Source organism: Microcoleus sp. B3-D2 (assembly GCF_036705345.1).
GTDB lineage: Bacteria > Cyanobacteriota > Cyanobacteriia > Cyanobacteriales > Microcoleaceae > Microcoleus.
This window is the reverse complement of sequence record NZ_JAUBUG010000025.1, coordinates 1-18,823: the sequence shown is the minus strand read 5'-3', so window position 1 is coordinate 18,823 and position 18,823 is coordinate 1. Positions and strand designations below refer to the sequence as shown.

Here is an 18,823-nt window from a genome sequence, read left to right as displayed (position 1 = left end):
GACCGAAAGCAGGATATGTGAAGAAATACTAAGACACATTCCTCAGTCCGATCGCGATCGCACCGTGTCAAGTGCGATCGCACACAATGTATAGCGGAAGGAAGCAGGCTTTAGTTATCTAGGAGAGAACTTAAGAATCAACAACGAAAAAGCGATCGACCGCATAGCGTAAAATCCTCTAAATAATTAAGTGTTTTTATTTATGTTGCTCAACTCTTGGCAACCGCCGCCAATGATGTTAAAAAACTAGGAGATTTTCATGCTAAATCTTAGGCAAAAGGCAGTCTAGGCGAAGTGTAGGAAATAACCGGGCAGATATCCAAGGCAAAACAATTAACCAGTCGAGCTTTAAGTAAGTTGGCGCGAAAAAAATTAACTATTTTAAAATAAGTAAATACAGAGAATATATCTCCTGAGGTAACTCAATATATCGGCGCTCGATTCAGGGGATTCCTCACTTAATACCAAGACCAAACCCGATTCAACTTGAGAAGTGCAGAGGTGCCGCAAAAAGTCAAAGACGGCCCTAGAGGTAATGCCGGTTAAACTCAGATTTTGCATCATTTTTAAGAACGGGCAAGATGCCCGTTCCACAAGAGATAAATTTTTTGTGGAACAGGCCGGACAGCCTGTTCATAAAAGGATTATTGAGAATGGTGCAACATCTCAGTTAAATGTACCTGGCTGCTATGTAGAAAACAGGACTTACTTGAAGAAACCGGGTTTTCGCGTAAGTCCTGTTTATGCAAAACCCCTGCATAATTTACAAACTTTTACATAAATCGCGAATTTCTTGGTGCGGGGACTCTGTTGGTGCTGGTGTCCACACCCTACGGTAGATATTTGCAGTTGGTCTTGAATGCTACAATCGTGCCGCGATCGCCAGCACAGTCAAAATTCCCACCCACATCCCAACTTTTGCTAACTGCTGCCGCCAACGGCGCCCTTAACCGCCCCAAAATCATGCACTACCAATCCCAGCAGCAACGCCAAAAACACACTACTCAGAAAAAAATTAAAAAAGCTATTTTTTACTGTTTGATAGCAATATTTTTCTGCTGGAACACCGCCAACCTCCCTACAATTGCCCAAAACACAGGCAAGGGCGGGCTTAACGGGCAAGAAATGAGAAATTTGCTCGATCGGGGCAACCTCACCGAAGCCGTAACCAGAATCGAAGAAACCTGGAAACAAGACTATCAAAAATACTTTGAACAAGACTTTAACACCCGTGGGCAAACCGCCGAAGCAATATCAAAAACTCTCTCCCGCCTAGCAGTTCAAACAAAGAAAAAACCTGCTTTAATTTACGCTATCCCGCGCACCGACCAACTAGAATTAATCTTAATATTACCCGATCGCCGGCCCATTCTCCGCAGCGTTCCAGAAGCAAAACAAGAGAAACTGCTCTCAGTAGTCCAAGAATTAGGTAGCGAAATCACCAATCCCGTAAAACTCAACACCACCAGCTATCTAGCACCAGCCCAACAACTCTACAAATGGATAGTTGCACCCCTAGAAACAGATTTGCAAACCGCAAAAATTGAAACATTGCTGTTCTGCGCCGGCGCAGGTTTACGAACTGTACCCTTAGCAGCAATGCACGACGGACAGCAATTTTTGATCGAAAAATACAGCCTCGCCCGCATCCCCGCCTTCAACCTCATAGACATAAATTACGCCGACCTCAGAAACGTGCAAGTCCTAGGAATGGGAGCATCAGATTTCGCAGAAACGGCAAACAAAGAACCGCTGCCAGCAGTGCCGTTAGAACTCGGCGCGATCGCCCGACAGTGGCCCGGTCAATCCTTTCTCAACGAAGATTTCACCATAGTAAACTTGCAATCCCAGCGACTGCAACAAAGATACGGAATCATCCACCTTGCCACCCACGCCGAATTCCGCCCCGGAACCCCAAATAACTCCTACATTCAATTTTGGGACACCCAACTGCGCCTCGCTCAAATGAGAGAATTGAAATGGAACAATCCGCCCCTCGAACTATTAGTATTAAGCGCCTGTAGAACCGCCTTGGGAGACAAAGAAGCAGAACTCGGATTTGCCGGTTTAGCGCTGCAATCGGGAGCAAAATCAGCCCTCGCCAGCTTGTGGTACGTCAGCGATGCGGGCACTCTCGCCCTGATGACAGAGTTTTACCAGCAGTTAAAAATCAGCAGGCCAAACGACCCTCCAATCATTAAAGCTGAAGCTCTCAGGCAAGCACAAATTGCCGCGATCGAAGGCAAAGTGACGATCGAAGGCGGTCAACTGCGAAGTTCCCGAGGCGACATTCCCTTGCCCCCGTCCATCCCCAAACTCGACAGCAAAGATTTATCCCATCCGTATTATTGGGCAGCTTTCAGCATAATCGGCAGTCCTTGGTAAGTGGGCCTCTTGACCGACACTGGTGATAGGCTATAAAAAATAAAGTAATTCAATGCCTGTAGCTGTCGCTCAACAAGCCACCACCAATCTGTGACAAATCAAGCGGGAGCCTTCAAGGGGAAACTAAAATGAAAAAATTAGAATTTTTGCTACAGAAAGAAGGCGATCGCGCCTGGTTGCCCCTAGAAACCTCCGACGTGGAAATTCTAGAAGGTAAATACCGTGTTGTTGCTCGCATTCAGCACCCCAACACCGACATCGAAATTCGCGTTACCCATACCTCCTTCGACCCAGGGGCGCAGCGGAAAGTTCAAAGCCGATCGGCCCGCACCAACCCCGAAGGATTAGTCGTGATCATTCCCTACACCAGGCTCAAACCCGGACTGTGGGAACTCTCCTGCTTGCCAGATCCCAAAGCAACACCACTAAAACCTTGGCAGTACGGGGTTCAGTTGGAAGTATTGCCCGCAGAATCGGAAACCTCCGAACCCCTACCGCCGATCGACCAAACCGAACCCGCAACTTCCCCCACAGCACCACAAATCACAGCACCGGTCGATCGCGCAGCCCCACAAATCGCAGCACCGGTCGATCGCCCAGCCCCACAAATCGCAGCACCGGTCGATCGCGCAGCCCCACAAATCGCAGCACCGGTCGATCGCCCCGCACCAACCCAAATCCCAGCAGCCGATTCAGCACCGCAGCAGACCAAAATCTACCAATTCCCCATTCCCCAAACCCCCGAACCCAAACCGGGCGTCAAACTCGAACTCGTCCTCGATCGAGAAACCTTCGTCACCCAACTCGGTCGCCCCTTAATCATTTCCGGCCAAATCGACATTCCCCAACACCCCCAACAAAGCAGAAAAACAGCAACTCTCATCCCCGAATCCGAAGCGATAGAACTCAAACAACTCATCGGTTCAGCACAACTGCAAATTTACCTGCGCGACCCCCAAACCTCAAAAATTCTGGCAGAAATCCAGCAGCCGATGCCAGAACAAGTTCCCCCCTGCATCTTTGCCTGCGTCACCTACATTCCAACCGAGTGCAAAAGCCGCCTAATTTTAGGAGAAGCAATTCTCAGCAGCGGTGGCGTCACCCTAGCCACCAAACTATTCACAATTACAGCCCGTTTAGAGCACCTTCTACAGGAAATTAAAGACAATTTCATCGAAGAAAAGCATCAAGCCGAACCCTCCCCAACAGCCTCAAAACCGTCGGGAAGCGCCAAAAATATATCCTTCCTCCAGCTAGTAGAAAAATCCTTAGACCCTCCATCCCCCGCCGAAGTCCCAACCACGGAAGCCTTACCCCCTCTACTGGCTTCGCGTCACACCCCAAGTGGAGGCGGTCTAGAATTGCCCGCATTCGGTAACAAACTGCCCGACAGCAGCCGATCGCCATTGCTGTCGGAAATCTCCAATTCGCCTCGAACGGTCGCAGAGTCGATCGACTCACAAGCCAAAGCCTCAGACCTGCCAACTTCCCCTAAAACAGCGGAAATCGGGGCGATCGACCAAAAACCAGAAAACAGCCCCGAATTAGAAAAAACAGCCCCAGAAACTCCGCCAGCACCCACAAAAAAGGCATTTCAAACCTTAAACGTCGAAAGTCGATTTTGGTCGCGACTGAGTTCCTTAGCCAGCAACGGCGAATCCCCCGACTGGCTCAAAGCAACCACCCTGTCACCAACTCCAACAGCCGTCGCAAATAGCAGCGACGAAATTGCTGTTGTGGAAGAAAACAGCCCAACCCAGCAGCAACCCGAAACCAGCGAAACCAATTCCGATCCCAAATCCACTAGCCCGGAAGCCAGAGAATTTGTGGTTTTTGACGAACCCCCGCAACCGAAAAAAGTTGCTAAAAAAACCACAACTGTCGCAGAAGAAGTAACTCCCCCGACTCCCTACGTTTTGCCCGAAGACGAGTTAGTACCGATGCCGATTTTGGAATTGCCGCGGGCCGAAATCCTTGCCGGCGGGCCCGTAAAAGTGCAAGTGCAACTGCCGGAATTAATGCCCCGGATTTATGTGAAAGTTTGGGTGTACGATCGACAAACCTACCTGATTCTCGACGGGCCGCGCTGGATTACCGAATTTAAATCTAACGGGTTGGGAAACGTTCGAGCAAGTGTCGAGTTAGAGATTCCCTACGGCTGCATGGAAGTCGAATTTGAGGCGATCGCCGTCGAAATGCAAACTCAGCGGGAAAGTCACAAAGTAAGCGTTCACCGCCAAGTTTTACCCCCACCCGGGCCAACTTTACCCCTGGATGGGTAAGCCCAAATCCGCGTGTATCCCCGTTCATCCGCTGACATCTGCGGTAAAAAAAAAGCCTCTTGACCAAAGACTATTAAAAAAATCTGGATGGGGTGGCGAGAAATCGACGAATATTCCCGGTTTCTCGCCCGCGCGCCCCAGTCCTAATCTACTTACCAGTCAACTGCCGAAACTTCTTCTTAAACTTATTCTTATACACGTAGATCGATCGCTGTAAATCCTCAACTTGCAGCGACATCTCGGCAGCCAAACCCGTGCGGTTCCAAACATCCTCTTCACACTTGCGGCGACAAAAATTCATCGGTTCCGAGTAAACTTTCCCCGTAGATAAAGTCGGCTTCAGCCCGCACCAGTGAATCACCGTGGCCTGAGTGCGATCGCCCGCAGGCCCGCTTGACTCAACCGGAAACCGCTTTCTCAGCAAATCCTGGTCAAAATCGGGCACCAACAACTGCATATCCACATTCTGCACCCGCAGTTTGCCCTCTTGAGCAGCGCGGAAGACCATCAGGTTAAAAAAGCCCATGTCTCCATACTTAAATATCTCTGGATGTTCATCCTTAAAATCCAGAATCTTTCTATACTCCTCTAAGCTGAAAACACCTCGCTTCCCAAAGAATGTCCCTGGACAGACATAGCGAGAGCGATAGTCTTGCCAACGAAAATCTGGAAAATACTTTTCGACTCCCGGAATGTCAAAGAAAAATTCCGTGACATCCGCATCCGAGTAATGGTGACAAGGCTGGTCAATAATAAAGTCGAAGTCTTGAAAATTAGCCAATTTGAGGACATCTCCCCAAACAATTGTATCTGCATCCATCACGAGAAAATTTTGCCAAGGACTTTCCCAAAAGGGAATCATATGACTTTTTCCCCAACCAAAGCTTCTTTTTCTCAGAAGTGGCTCAGAGACGCTATTGTGATTAATGACGCGCACTCCGTAAACTTTTTCTAGGGGAACCACGGAAAACGTACCGTCAATCAACAGGCAGATGGGAACATCTCCCAGGAAATATCGGATGCTAGCACAGCAACCCTTTGCCAACAAATAATCTTGGTCGCAGCAAGCAATAATAACACCAAAATCTTCCAGAAAACCTCACTTTTTCACTAATACCAGTTACCCAAAATAATCCAAGTGTAGGCAAGCTCCCAACCTTTATGTCATCAGTTACTCCCAATTCTTTAAGCGAAAATGGTATAACTTGCTTACCCCCAGCGTTTGGGTTTTTTGTTCTGACAGCAGCTCTATTTTCGAGTTCTGCATTTTCGCCAGCTTAGCACTAAACTCCTGCGATCGTCCGTAGGCAAAAACATCGTTAAAACCTCTAGGAATCATGGATATAGTGGTCAGTCAACCCACTGAGCTTTCCTGGCGCCAACAGCGGGTCAAGCACCACCCGTTACAGCCGCACTCAAACAACAAAAAAGTTGTGTTAAAATAGCGGGAAATTAAACCCGCTGACGCTTAGTCTCAAAAATGGCGATCGCCCTGGCAAGTCTCGACGGCAGCGGGCATCAAAAAACCAACATTGGTCAAGCCTGAACTTTGGTTTGGATCGGGTAAATCTACCAGCCTTTAGGTCTCAGTTCCCCACTCATGGCGGGAAAATAGCCCCTGCCGGGTCGCGAGGTTTAAAGTTAGGTTAAAAAGCTTGACATTATAGGATATAAAGCTGTATAAGGGATGCGACAAGCAGCCACAATCCTACCTATAACTGTCTGTTAAGTCTGGCGTAACCGAGGACTCGGGGCAGTTGTCAGTTAGAGGCAGATTGTGGTCGAACCCGTAGAACCAGTTGTCGATCGCCCGCAGAGCAACTCAAGCAAGTCGGGCGATCGAGAGATGAAATTAGCACGTGATGGTATAATCAACTGTAATGTAATGTGGGCTTGACCTGAATTGATGCCTGGGCGGTATAAGGGCTCAGCCCCCTACGTTCAAGCAGAAGTAGACACGCCTACTGTGAATCAACAGTGAATCAACAGTTATGGATAGGTTCTATTTTGGCAGTTATTGTCAACAGGCAAGCAACCACAAAAATTAGCAGTTGGGAATTGCTGCTCGTCGAGTTGAATAGAGTGTGAAGGTGTGAGGAAAATGAACAGAACTTTTTGGAATTTACTGCTAGTATCCCCGGCAATTCTGGGGCTATCATCAGTCATGAGTGCCACTGCGATCGCCGCTGAAGCGACCGCAACCGCTGAAGCCAACCAGCTAGCTACAGCTCAGTCATCTGAGTCAAAAATTGCAGAAATAGTTGGAGAAATAGTTGCAGAACCAGTTGCAGCAGCCCCTGCTGCTCCAGAAAAGCTGGCTTTAAACAGCAGTGTCGAAGCGGCCCAAACCCCGGTCGTCAACGAAGCAGACGCTGAAAAACTCGCCTCAATCGAACCAGAAACCAGCGAAGCAGCACTGCAAACAACACCGCAAACAACACTGCAAACAACAGGGAGCGACATCGAGTTAGCAGCCCCAAGCGCTCCGACCAGCGCCGCAGCAGCGACTGAACCCCTAGCAGCAGCAGGTACAGCCGAATCCTCGCCCCAAGCATCAGACTTGGCAGTGCAAATCAGCCCGACAGACACCGCTGGGAAAATTGAAGTGCCAGCAGTCGCCAGCACCCCAGCTACTACCTCAGCTACTACCCCAGCTACTACCCCAGCTACTAAGGTAGAAATTGCTCAGACAGCGCCCGCCGGAATGGGTGGCCCCATCGTCCCTGTGGCTCCCCAAGCGCTGCCGGCCCAACCATCCGGAACCATGTCCCAGGTGACATCAGTCACTCAGCTTTCTGACGTGCGACCGACAGATTGGGCATTCCAAGCCCTGCAATCCCTAGTCGAACGCTACAGTTGTATCGTAGGTTATCCCGACGGCACCTACCGCGGCAACCGCGCCCTGACTCGCTACGAATTTGCAGCCGGCGTCAACGCTTGCTTAGACCAGATAACCCAGCTAATTGGGTCAACAGGTAACTTAGTTACCAAAGATGACTTAGCCATCCTGCAACGCCTGCAAGAAGAATTTGCAGCCGAACTCGCTACCCTGCGCGGACGAGTAGACGGCCTAGAAGCTCGCACCGCAGAACTCGAAGCCAACCAGTTCTCCACCACCACCAAACTGGCTGGAGAAGCCATTTTTGCCGTCAGCGACACCTTCGTCGGAGATGGTATCCGCCTTGAGGACGATAGAACAGTCACCAACTTGGGCTACCGGGTGCGCTTGAACTTATTGACAAGCTTCACCGGTCGAGACTTGCTCAGAACCCGCTTGCAAGCAGTCAACGTCGCCAACTACGGAGCATCAACCGCTACGGGAACTAACATGGCTCGCTTGGCCTTTGACGGCCAGGAGGGTAGCCAATTCACACTAGACGAACTGTACTATCGTTTCCCGGTCGGTCCCGCTACAGTCTTTGTCGGTCCTAAAGGACTTGACCTGGATGAAATTGCAGACCCGGTAACACCCTTTAACTCTACGGGTACTGGTGCCATTTCCCGATTTGGAGTTCGTAACCCGGCTGTATTCCGCGGGCCGCAGGGAGCTGGCGCAAGTTTGACTTTCAACTTGGGCCCCCTCCGAGCTACTGGGGGCTATCTTGCCTCCGACGGCGATGCTCCCGACCCCGCAAACGGCAGGGGCGTTGCCGACGGTTCTTTCAGCGCTCTGGGTCAGATCGGCTTTTTTAGCAAACCGTTTGATTTGGCCTTCACTTACACCCACAAATACAATCGCGCAGGCGATGTTGGCATCATGGGCGGTACGGGCAGTGCCTTGGCTAACCGGCCCTTCGGTCAAGCAACCACTCAAGCAGATAACTATGGCGTGCAAGTTAACTTCAAACCCAGCCGTCGCTTTCAGCTTGGCGGTTGGTACGGTTATACGAAGGCTGAGCAACTGCGGGGGGGCGGCAATGACGCGACGATCCAGAATGGTGCTATCACTTTGGCCCTGGCAGATTTTGGCCGGCAAGGCAACCTCCTGGGTTTTGTCTTCGGTGTACCGCCAAAAGTTACTGAGAGTGATATCGCCAGAAACCGCAACACCTCTTATCACTTAGAGGGTTTCTATCGCTTCCAAGTCAATGACTTTGTGTCAGTGACACCGGGCGTTTACGTGATTTTGAATCCCGAACACAACAACAGAAACGACGATATCTGGGTCGGACTCCTGCGTACTACCTTTAGTTTCTAAGGTTCCCAAATATCTACTCACAGCTAAAAGCGGCAGGCGACTGCCGCTTTTATTTATTGGTCATCAGTGGATCGATTTTAGATTTTAGATTTTAGATCTTCAATTGTTAACAGTTAACAGTCAACAGTCAACAGTCAACAGTCAACAGTTCACAATTTATGAATTTTGGCGGCAAATCCCGAATACGGATGTGTAGCCGTGCAGAAATGTGCTGCCGCCGACGGGGCCGATTTCGCCGTTGCAGAAAAAGCCGCTCAGCGGGATGTTTTTGAGGTATCGACCGAACAGTCGAGAGTCAAAGTTCGACTGGCCGTAAAGCCCTTCGCCGCGCCCCAGACAAGAGAACATTAAGGCGCCGGCGCTGGATGTACCGCTGTACTCGGCGGCCCGCTGATAGCGATCGAGCAGCATTTCTAGGTCTTCTGCGGAGGTGCGCGCGTCCCGCAGGTGAAATTGGATGCGCTGTCCGGGACGGACTCGATCGCCGATCGCAATTGCTCCCACTTTCGGATCTACTCCCAACAGATTGCGGATTAAAAAGTCTCCCGGCTCTAATGTCAGCTTGAATTCATCGCTGACTAAGCCTACAAATAACGAATGCTGGGCTAATTCTCGGTCTTCTTCGCTCAAAGTTTGAACTAACTCTCGCAAAGCCTCTAAGGGCGATCGCTCGATGCCCCCGCTGCCGGTATCGTCGGTTTGTTCTTCGAGTTTCAGCAAAATATTGCGTTCTCCTTCCGTCACCCGATAAGGATGCCCGATCGGCCTGCAGCCTTGAGCTACGATCGTTTCCAAAACTATATTGCCGCTCAAAGCTACCCCAACCGTCCCTTCTCGGTAAAGCTGATAGTCGCAAAACAGCGCCGCGCCCCTGCCCGCACCGTCCCCCCCGGCGAGCCCCCCTACCTTCGCCGCACCCGGATAGGCATAATCTAGCCCTTGCAGCAAATCGTTAATTTTTGCCGAAAAGGGGTCCGCCAAGATGATGAACTGCGGTTCTTCCTGGGCCGGCACGCCCAAGAGATCCACCCAAGTATCCGGGGGGCTGTCTAAGTCCGGCAGTTCTTCTGCACCGACGTGAAAAGTTCTGACATTCACTCCGGGCAAGCGCGCCAGACTCAGGCTGACTGCGGGAGATCCCTCGACTTCTTCGGTGAGGCCGCCCCGGTTCGTGCCGATGACTCCTCCCCCGCCGCAGCCCAGGATCGCGGGCACTGGCAGCAGTTCTCGGAGTAAAGGCATCAGCCGAGAATACTCGCTGGCAAAGGCAGACGAGATAAATATCAGCGCTAAATCGGCCGGGCCTTCTAGGTCGCGATCGGCTTGTTCTATAACTTCTTTGAGGGCGGATTCCAAAGACGGACGGGTTGATAAGGCGCTGACCCATTGCATTTGGTTTTGGCTGTACATAAGGCAAACTTCTCTATAAAACTATCTCTATACATTAGGCTAACCGGAACTTGCCGCTGGGGGGACGGTATTCTTGGGCGATCGATTCCCCCTCGATCGCCGTTCTTGTGTTAACATAAGTTAACATGAGAGTCCCCTTAATTTGTTAAGTGTGAAATGCCGTGTTCAGCTAAATCTTAAAAGATAAAGCTTAATACAGTTTGACACACCAACCTCGTGTAATGTTTTCATCAAAAGTAAGGTTGGCTCGACCTACATTGATGCCTGTGGACTAGAACCCGCCTACGGGCTAGTAAAGCAGGGAGTAGAGACGGCTACTGCATCATACTTATGGATGGTTTCTATCTGGGCTGCTGCAACAGCAGCGCATCTCAAGCTATTATTAGCTGGGGTCGCCATACCGAAACAGCAAATCCAACCCAAACAAACATCCAAAAAGAAAACCTTTCTTACTTAATAAGGTGACAGTCAACGACTCAACACTCAAGTGACTGGGCTTCTGGCCTAAAACTTCAGTTTTACTTGACCAGCCTAAGACTCTAGAGGTCTCAGTTTTTTGAGTGATGACACCAAGCGGCTGCTTAGCTAGTCCCTTGCTCTGTCGTTAACGGTTAAACATCTTTATTTGGGTTAAGGATGTGCCGTTAGCCGAACAAGCTCACTAAACCCAGGGGCGTGCTAACATTACCTAGAAATAGGTCGGGGACCACCATATTCTCCTACACATTCATACCAACAAGCTTTATGACAACAACACCCGCAGGCAACATCCAAGAAAAAATTGAAGAAGAACTAGAAAGCGCTCGTACCGTCTGTGACCTCAAGGGCGCCACTTCCGGGGAATGCGCGGCGGCGTGGGACGCAGTTGAAGAACTGCAAGCAGAAGCTTCCCACCAAAAGCAAGTCAAACCTAAGAATTCTTTTGAAAAATTTTGCGACGACAATCCTGACGCTGCTGAGTGCCGCATCTACGAGGAATAAACGAGCCATTTAGCTCTATTCCTTCCCTCCCGCGCCGAAATCTAACTTTTGGCGCGGGAGAATTTTATTTTAGGGGTTGAGCCTTGAAATAGTGGCGAGATTTGCCCTCTATCCCAATACGGTTAAAATCAGCCAGCTTCTCCCCACTCCCCGAACCAAGGGGGACAATAATTCGCTCTGGCGCGCCTTGGTTCGGGGGATGGGAAGGCGAGATTTGAGGAATAAACAGTTTTAATCCAAGCATATTGCCGTCTATCGCGTCTCAAGTACCCTTCAAAGCGTGCCAAGTACCTTAGAAAAAATAGCAGTAACTAAAACATTAAGACCATGTTTAGGTTGCTGATTTTTTAGCATTTTTGTAGTAAAATTTGTCACAAATAAGTGAGTATATTTTCCCAAAGATGTTGAGTCTTTTATTGGCAGCCACCGGGCCTTGGTTTCAACCGCTAGTCTGGATGGATTACCGGTTGTCTGTGTTATTAACAATTTCGATCCCGCTGGTAGTGCTGATTTGGGCTGTTGTGGCAAAAGCTGACGCGATCGTCCGTTTGTCGATTATTTATTGGCGGGTGGCGAGTTTGCTGGCAATTACACTTTACCTGATGATGGCTGCGCTGCCTGTGAGCTTTGTATCGTCGGTGATTGGGAGGGCTTTGATTCCTGCTAGTCTGTGGTTTTGGGAGGATTTAAACGAAGAAATTGCCGATCGACCGCAGTCGCCCCTGAAATTGGCTTTTACAGCTTGGCGGTGGGCGATTACTGTTTACAGCGGTTTGGGCGCTCTAGCTCAACTTCCCTTCTTAAGCTGTGCTTTTAAATCGCAAATTGAGGTAATTGACGAACCTTTTTGCCGCATTTGGTTAGACCCACCTTGGCTCTATAAACAAATGTTTCACCCTACGGCAACCCCTCAATTTTTGGGATTGTTGGGTCTGATAGGTTTAGTAATCTATGTAATTTACTTGTCATACTTTGTGCTTATTAGACTAGGAAAACAGGGGAGGTCAGCTACCGGAAATTAAGTTAATTTTAAGTAGGTATTTGCCTCCTAAATAGCAGCTAAAGTCTTCAACAAAACACTCAAAAATCCCAAGAAAAAGAACCGGGCGCATATACGAAAGAATGGAACTAACAGCAGAGTAGCTGACGTGACGCCGCCCAAAAACGGATACAAGCCGCCGACTCATGTCGTGGAGATATAAAAATTTTAGACTAAGGTTCAAGCTTCCAAATTCATCTGTGGAAGAAATCTAAAATCTAAAATCTAAAATCTAAAATCGACTGACAGCAATGTTATTGGGAAAGACTGTGATGGATAGCAAACAAGCCTACTTACAGTGCTTAGAAAGGCTGATTTGGGCGATCGATCGCCTGGAAGCAAAAGTCGAACCAAGTGAAGTCGCTCGGATTGCCGAACTGATTGTTCAGCCGATGATGGGGCCCTGGCGGTTTTTTCACACTCCCGAACATATTTTTGAGGTGGGGGGAGATGAAGACGCGATCGAGGTTTTGGCAGCTTTATTTCACGATACCGTCTACGTGCAAGTCGATCGCAGCATTAACTTTAACGTCAGCTACTACATCACTCCTGTTGCAAAAGAGGTTAACAAACAACTACAAATTCGGGATAAATCTGAACTGTCTGCGGATGCTACCTTCGAGATGGTAATGCTGGTATTCAATTTTGAACCGGGCGAAGTCCTCAATCCTTTCGCCGGACAAAACGAATTTCTCAGCGCTGTGGTAGCAGCAAAAGCTTTAGAACCATTTCTCAAACGCGAGCAATTGCTTCAAATTGCAGGCTGCATTGAAGCAACAATTCCTTTTCGCGTCGCCGATGCGGGAGTAACGGTAAGCCAGCGCCTTTATGAGCGCTTGCAAGCAATAAATAGCCTGTTTAACCTCAGTTTAACGGACGAGGAAATGCGGGAAACGGTCAAAAAAGCTGTGCGAATCTCTAACCGGGATGTGATGAGTTTTGCTCACCATAGTTCAGCCCATTTTTTGGCAAATACCTGGAATTTACTGCCGGAAACCAATCACAATCTCATCTGCTGGGGTTTTTACACGGTTCGCGACTACCGAGTTGCTTTGCTCAAGATGGAAGGTTTTCTGAATTATCTCAAACCAGAGATGATTTTCCGGCAGTTTGAGGGATATCCAGACGATCGCACCTATCAGCGCTGGGAAACTACTGCTAAGTACAATCTCGAAATTGCGAAGCTTTATTTGGGGTGCAAACTGGCTGCCCTAGCCCTGCTAGAAGCTCTTTCTTCGGATTTGGGGATTGAGGTTTCTCTGGCGATGATGATGGGAGCAATTCCCGATCAAGCTGCTAACTGCGTGCGCCTGGAAAGCTTTTTTCCCGAAATAGAGAAACCTTACAAACCTAAAATTGGTTTAGAAAAAGAAGTATTAAATTTATTAGAAAATGGGCGGGCTAAAAGCACTTCTAATACCGATTTGGAGAGTTCGCCACTGACAACGTTTGTGGTGAAAATTGTTGGCTTTGACGAAATGCGCTATCAGTGCGATCGAGCTAAGGAATTTTTTCGAGAAAATCTCAACGCCGACGAGTTTATTTCCGATTTTAACCCGATAGTTACAGAAATTGTCATTGATTCAATTCTCAAGTTGTTTGACAGCCGGAAATCTACTATCTACCGCTACTACGATATCACTTCTAAGTTAAAGTCGCAACCCCAGACTAATTTTCCCGATCGCCCTTTTCGCTCACATGGTTAACTAGCTTTAAATACAGTATTTTTGCCTCCTCTATAGAAAAAACCCTTACTCAGCTTATACAACAGTGGAGCGATTACACCGTGACAGGATTGATTGCCTAGCCAACCTACGTCAATCTGGCTATCCATCCCGACACCAACAGCCCTACAGGTATGGTGTGGGGCTTCCGGCAAAGATGCTAAAAGTTGATAAAAAATGGAAATTCGCTGCAATTTGCCTTTGACAATTACTTTGTACAAAACGGATTTGATAGCTGGCTGTCACTCATCTGAGCTACCCCAGATAAGCGTCACTATAAAAAGCGACTGTTAAAGCACTTCCCCCCACAGCTACAACTGGGGAATAGCAAGTTCAAACGACTTGCAAACCACTAATCGCCAATCAAACCATGCAAACCACAAATTCAATTTACGCTCAATTGCCTCTTTGCTCTTCACTGCCCACGCTGAAACGAAATAATAGCACCACTGCCAATCAAAACGTCCGCTATCTCCAACAATCCTTAGTTGAAAACGGATATCCCGTCGGAACTGATGGATTCTTCGGCCCAAAAACCGAACAAGCAGTCATCAGATTTCAAAAGGAAAATCAGATTGCTGTTGATGGCATTGTCGGCCCTCAAACTTGGAGTCTATTAGGCGCTTGTTATACAGGTGAACCCGGATGTTAAATCCAAGTTAACTAATCCTAGGCGCACGGGTAGCAAGAAACTGGGTTTTTTCACAGCAATACTTCCTTTACACCCCCAGAAACGCTAAAAAACCTGGTGGTTGAGCGAAGCCGAAACCTCGTTTATGCGAGTAAAAAGTGCATCCAGGACTATTAATTAACATCTTTTCCGCACTTCTCTGCTTTTAAACAACTTGCAAACAACCAATGGAGAATCAAACCATGCAAACCCCAAACGCAATTCGCACTGAATTACCTTCCTGCCGTTATTTTCCCCTATTAAAGCGCAACGATGGCGTCACGCAAAATGAGGACGTTCGTTACCTTCAGCGACTCTTGAACGCCAGCGGATTTTCTTTAAATACTGATGGAGGATTCGGCCCGAAAACCCAACAAGCAGTCATCAATTTTCAAAAGCAGCAACAAATCGTTCCTGATGGCATTGTCGGCCCTAAAACGTGGAATAAATTGGGTGTTTGTACAACTATATTTTAAAGTTTGTGCAACCATCTGCTAAAGAGAGTAGGGCGTGCAGTGTGCGCCCTATTTCTCCGTCGAAGTTTCCACCCCAGACCACCCCTCCGGGGCTCCGTACATTCGATACTTGCGAGCTCGTTTGAAATACAGCATTGCTACCCGATCGTCTGGATTGATTTGTAAAATATTCTGAAATACTTTTTGGGCGGCAACAAATTTTTGCTCGTAGTAAAAATTTAGAGCTTCTTGAAAAACTTCCGCAGTTTGCTGCTTGAGTACAATGCTCTGCTCTGGTTCTGTATCGTAAATTTCAAACACCGACACAGCAGTTGTCTTTCCTTTCACCGTTACTCGATCGACAAATCTGTACTTATATTTTTCTGGATCGTCGAGCCGATCGATAATTGCACCGCTAACTAGAATGCCCGATCCGTAAACCTTAGTCAATCCTTCCAAACGAGACGCGAGATTCACCGCATCAGCAATCACCGTACTTTCCATCCGTTCTCGTTCGCCAATGGTACCCAACATCAAATTGCCCGCGTGCAAACCAACGCCGATCGCGATCGGAAACAAGCCATTTTTTTCTCGCTGCTGGTTATAGAGATTTACTTCTTTCTGCATATCAATTGCTGCTCGCACACCATCCTCTGGAGAGGTAGGAAACAGTGCCATGACTGCATCACCAATGTATTTGTCAATAAACCCGTTATTTTTCCTGATTGCAGGGCTAACCCTTCCCAAGTAAGTATTAATAAATGCAAAATTTTCATCCGGTGTCATATTTTCCGAAAGCGCCGTAAACGAGCGAATATCAGCAAACAGCACTGTCATATCTCTTTCCTGATGTTCGCCTAATTTTACTTCAATAATACTCGGCTTTTCCAGCAAGTTTAGAAAATCGTGCGGCACAAACCTGCCGTAGGCTGCATTCAGTTTTGCTAGGCGAATTTGCGTGTTAATTCTCGCCAACAATTCCTTTTTGATAAAAGGTTTAGTTACATAATCATTTGCTTCTAAGTTAAAAGCTTCTACCAAGTCGGTAGTTAGATTTTTAGCCGTCAGCATCAGTATCGGCAGTTCTAAAGGCGAGTATTTTTTGCGGACTTCTCGACATACTTCATAACCCGTCATCTGCGGCATCATTACATCGAGTAAAATTAAGTCCGGCTTAAATCCTGATTCAATTAGATTTAAAGCTTCTAAGCCGTTGCTCGCTTGAGTAATCTTGTAGTTTTCTACAGAAAGACTGTTGATGATGACATGAATATTAATCGGCTCATCATCAACTACCAAAATTTTTAATTTTTCACTTTCTAGCAAGTCGCTATTGTCTGATAGCTGAGAATTTATTATAGAGGATTTGCCCGCAAATGCAGGATTAATTAAAATGGGAGAACCCTCGGTTAAACGCGGCTGTATGCTACTAAATTCCGGCTGACTCTCAGATACGGGCAAAGTAAAGGTGAATTGGGAACCGACGCCTACAGTTGAAGATACCGAAATTTTACCTCCGTGCAATTCCACTAATTGCTTGGCAACAGTTAACCCTAAACCCGTGCCGCCATATTCTCTAGCAGTGGAACCGTCAGCTTGTTCAAAGGATTCAAAAATTCGCTCTAATTTATCTTCGGGGATGCCAATACCGGTGTCAGATACACTAATGGCTAATTGGGAATTAAGGGGTGATTGTGCGTTGCCCGTTACTAATTCTGCGGAAATTTCTACTCGACCACTTTCGGTAAATTTAATCGCATTGCCGATTAAGTTGTAAAGTATTTGCTGCAACCGATTCTCGTCGGCTGCTAGTGGCGGCAATTCAGGAGCGACTGAGTTAATCAACTGCAAGTTTTTTTTGCCTACTAATGGCTGAGACAAAGTGATAATTACAGAGACTATTTCTCGAATCCCGACGGACTTAATTTGTAGTTCTATAGTTTTGTGTTTGAGCTGCGAAAAATCCAGAAGATCGTTAATTAAAGAAGACAATCTTTTGCCCGATGATGAAATCAAAGCTAAGTTAAAATTTGTGGATTCTGGCAGTTGTCCGGTAGCACCGTCTATTAAAGATTCTGCAATTCCAATAATGCCGTTGAGGGGAGTGCGGAGTTCGTGGGAAGTATTGGCTAAGAATTCGTCTTTCAGTTTGTCTAGTCGCTGCAATTCGGTATTTTTAGTTTCTAAGGCAGTAAAAGATGTTTGCAGTTGTGCTGCCATGCTGTTAAAAGCAGCGGCAAGTACGCCCAACTCGTCGGAGCGATCGAGCTTTACAGTTTGGTCAAATTGTCCTTCAGATAAAGCTATTGCTGCATTTTTTAATTTTATAAGAGGTTTGATAATCCAGCGAGAAGTGAGAATTCCTAACACACTTGCCATGCCCAAAGCTGCCAGACATAGTAACACTGTAGTTCGGTTGCCCGCATTAATTTGTTCCATAAAGTCGGCTTCTGGAACGACAACGACAATCAGCAAATCTAAACCCTTGTCGTCTTGGAAGGGCAGGACTTTTAAAAATTGCTGCTTCCCCTTTATTTCAAAATTGAGTTGCTGCGATTTTGTGATTCTCTGCAAGTTTTGAAAGTGACTTTCTAAATATTTAGCTGTAGTTTGCGTTACTGCATCGCTGCTTTCTGTAACTTTAAAAACTTCTTTTTTACCGTTTTGGCTGCGGAAAGGTTTTTCGGGTGTGGAAGTTGCCAGCAGCGTGCCATTTCTTTCGATAATAAAAGTTTGACCGGATTTACCTATTTTGAGGCTGTTTAAAAATTGACCGATACTGTCGAGACGCAACGCAGCAATTAATACTCCTTCTAGCTGTTTCTGGCTGTTGTAAACTGGTTGCAGCGCGCTGAGAATCAATGTGGGTTCTAGGAAGGATATATAAACTGAACTCCAAGTTGGTTTGGCTTCTAGAGCCGCATAGGTGTAGGAAGGGTGCTGTCGGATGTCGAAGTTTTTAACGGAGGCGGCTACTGTAGTGCGATCGCCCGTATCATTAGTATTGTAAGAATAAAAATCAAAATTTGTAGACGGGCCCGATGCGTTAATCAATAAAGTGCCGTTAGACATCTTTTCGCCAGTGCGATATTCTCCATCTTGATTAGCGATCGACGTAAAATTGATATAAGGATATAATTGCACTTGCCGCCACAGATATTTTTCCCAAGCTGACAAGTCTTTCATGTTCACAAAACCCAGTTTCACTGCATCCAGCTTGCTTTGATTGATTTGGTGCGGAGTTTGCAGATAAGTTCTCAAATTTTGCTCGATGCGATTGCTCACCTCGCCCATCAACTGATCCGCAAGGTCATTTACTGCTCTTTGAGAGTTCCTAAATGATAAATACCCCACAATACCCACCGCTGCAAATACTTGCAAGACAAACGGAACTATGAGTACGGTTTGCAACGTTGCTTTTCTTGAAAGTTTTGCCACTAAGTGCTTGAGAGAAAGAGTGGACATAACATTAATTTAGGTTGAAAAACCCAGTTAATACTTGGAGCGAAGGCTGAGCGCTGGTAAAGATTATAAACCATTTTGTACTTAAACACAACTTACGCAAGGAAGACCCGATCTAGTTTCTACAATCCTTAATCTTATATAGCCTTTCTCAGAAAGATGAGGTATGATGTAACTGACTTGAACGAAGTGAAAAATATAGAACCCGAAAATGTCA

At 47.3% G+C, this 18,823-nt stretch carries 11 protein-coding genes; 8 read left to right on the top strand and 3 right to left on the bottom strand.

What is annotated here, in order from left to right; translation table 11 throughout:
• Positions 1-813 precede the first annotated feature (813 nt).
• Together QUB14_RS11775 and QUB14_RS11770 are read left to right on the top strand one after the other, a co-directional pair.
• Positions 814-2,385 (top strand): CHAT domain-containing protein, encoded by a 1,572-nt coding sequence (locus QUB14_RS11775; RefSeq protein WP_445251834.1) that lies wholly within the window; start codon positions 814-816, stop codon positions 2,383-2,385.
• A 128-nt stretch (positions 2,386-2,513) separates the two neighbouring features.
• Positions 2,514-4,667, top strand: a complete 2,154-nt coding sequence (locus QUB14_RS11770; protein WP_333217160.1) for a hypothetical protein — start codon at positions 2,514-2,516, stop codon at positions 4,665-4,667.
• A gap of 148 nt (positions 4,668-4,815) precedes the next feature.
• Here the strand turns inward: QUB14_RS11770 and QUB14_RS11765 are convergent, their stop codons facing one another.
• A complete protein-coding gene (locus QUB14_RS11765) occupies positions 4,816-5,760 on the bottom strand; it encodes a hypothetical protein (RefSeq protein WP_445251836.1) in 945 nt (314 codons plus the stop codon).
• Between the two features lie 1,008 nt (positions 5,761-6,768).
• Between QUB14_RS11765 and QUB14_RS11760 the strand changes: the two genes are divergently transcribed.
• Positions 6,769-8,865 carry an iron uptake porin gene (locus QUB14_RS11760; protein WP_333217156.1) on the top strand — a complete coding sequence of 699 codons (2,097 nt, stop codon included), beginning with the start codon at positions 6,769-6,771 and terminating at the stop codon, positions 8,863-8,865.
• A 156-nt stretch (positions 8,866-9,021) separates the two neighbouring features.
• Here QUB14_RS11760 and QUB14_RS11755 read toward each other — a convergent pair whose 3' ends face one another.
• A complete protein-coding gene (locus QUB14_RS11755) occupies positions 9,022-10,275 on the bottom strand; it encodes an FIST N-terminal domain-containing protein (RefSeq protein WP_333217154.1) in 1,254 nt (417 codons plus the stop codon).
• Between the two features lie 744 nt (positions 10,276-11,019).
• Here QUB14_RS11755 and QUB14_RS11750 point away from each other — a divergent pair.
• From QUB14_RS11750 to QUB14_RS11730, 5 genes are all read left to right on the top strand, one after another.
• A complete protein-coding gene (locus tag QUB14_RS11750) occupies positions 11,020-11,256 on the top strand; it encodes a Calvin cycle protein CP12 (RefSeq protein WP_190662788.1) in 237 nt (78 codons plus the stop codon).
• A gap of 401 nt (positions 11,257-11,657) precedes the next feature.
• The gene (locus QUB14_RS11745; protein ID WP_333217152.1) at positions 11,658-12,278 is read left to right on the top strand and encodes a DUF3177 family protein; all 621 of its coding nucleotides are present in this window, start codon (positions 11,658-11,660) and stop codon (positions 12,276-12,278) included.
• A gap of 268 nt (positions 12,279-12,546) precedes the next feature.
• Positions 12,547-14,001: a hypothetical protein gene (locus QUB14_RS11740; RefSeq protein ID WP_333217150.1), complete on the top strand. Its 1,455-nt coding sequence runs from the start codon at positions 12,547-12,549 to the stop codon at positions 13,999-14,001.
• Positions 14,002-14,389: 388 nt separating this feature from the next.
• Entirely contained in the window at positions 14,390-14,671 is a 282-nt protein-coding gene (locus tag QUB14_RS11735; RefSeq protein WP_333217148.1) for a peptidoglycan-binding domain-containing protein, read from the top strand.
• 221 nt (positions 14,672-14,892) lie between these two features.
• Entirely contained in the window at positions 14,893-15,165 is a 273-nt protein-coding gene (locus QUB14_RS11730; RefSeq protein ID WP_333217146.1) for a peptidoglycan-binding domain-containing protein, read from the top strand.
• A gap of 48 nt (positions 15,166-15,213) precedes the next feature.
• Here QUB14_RS11730 and QUB14_RS11725 read toward each other — a convergent pair whose 3' ends face one another.
• Positions 15,214-18,609: an ATP-binding protein gene (locus QUB14_RS11725; protein WP_333217144.1), complete on the bottom strand. Its 3,396-nt coding sequence runs from the start codon at positions 18,607-18,609 to the stop codon at positions 15,214-15,216.
• Positions 18,610-18,823: the final 214 nt, after the last annotated feature.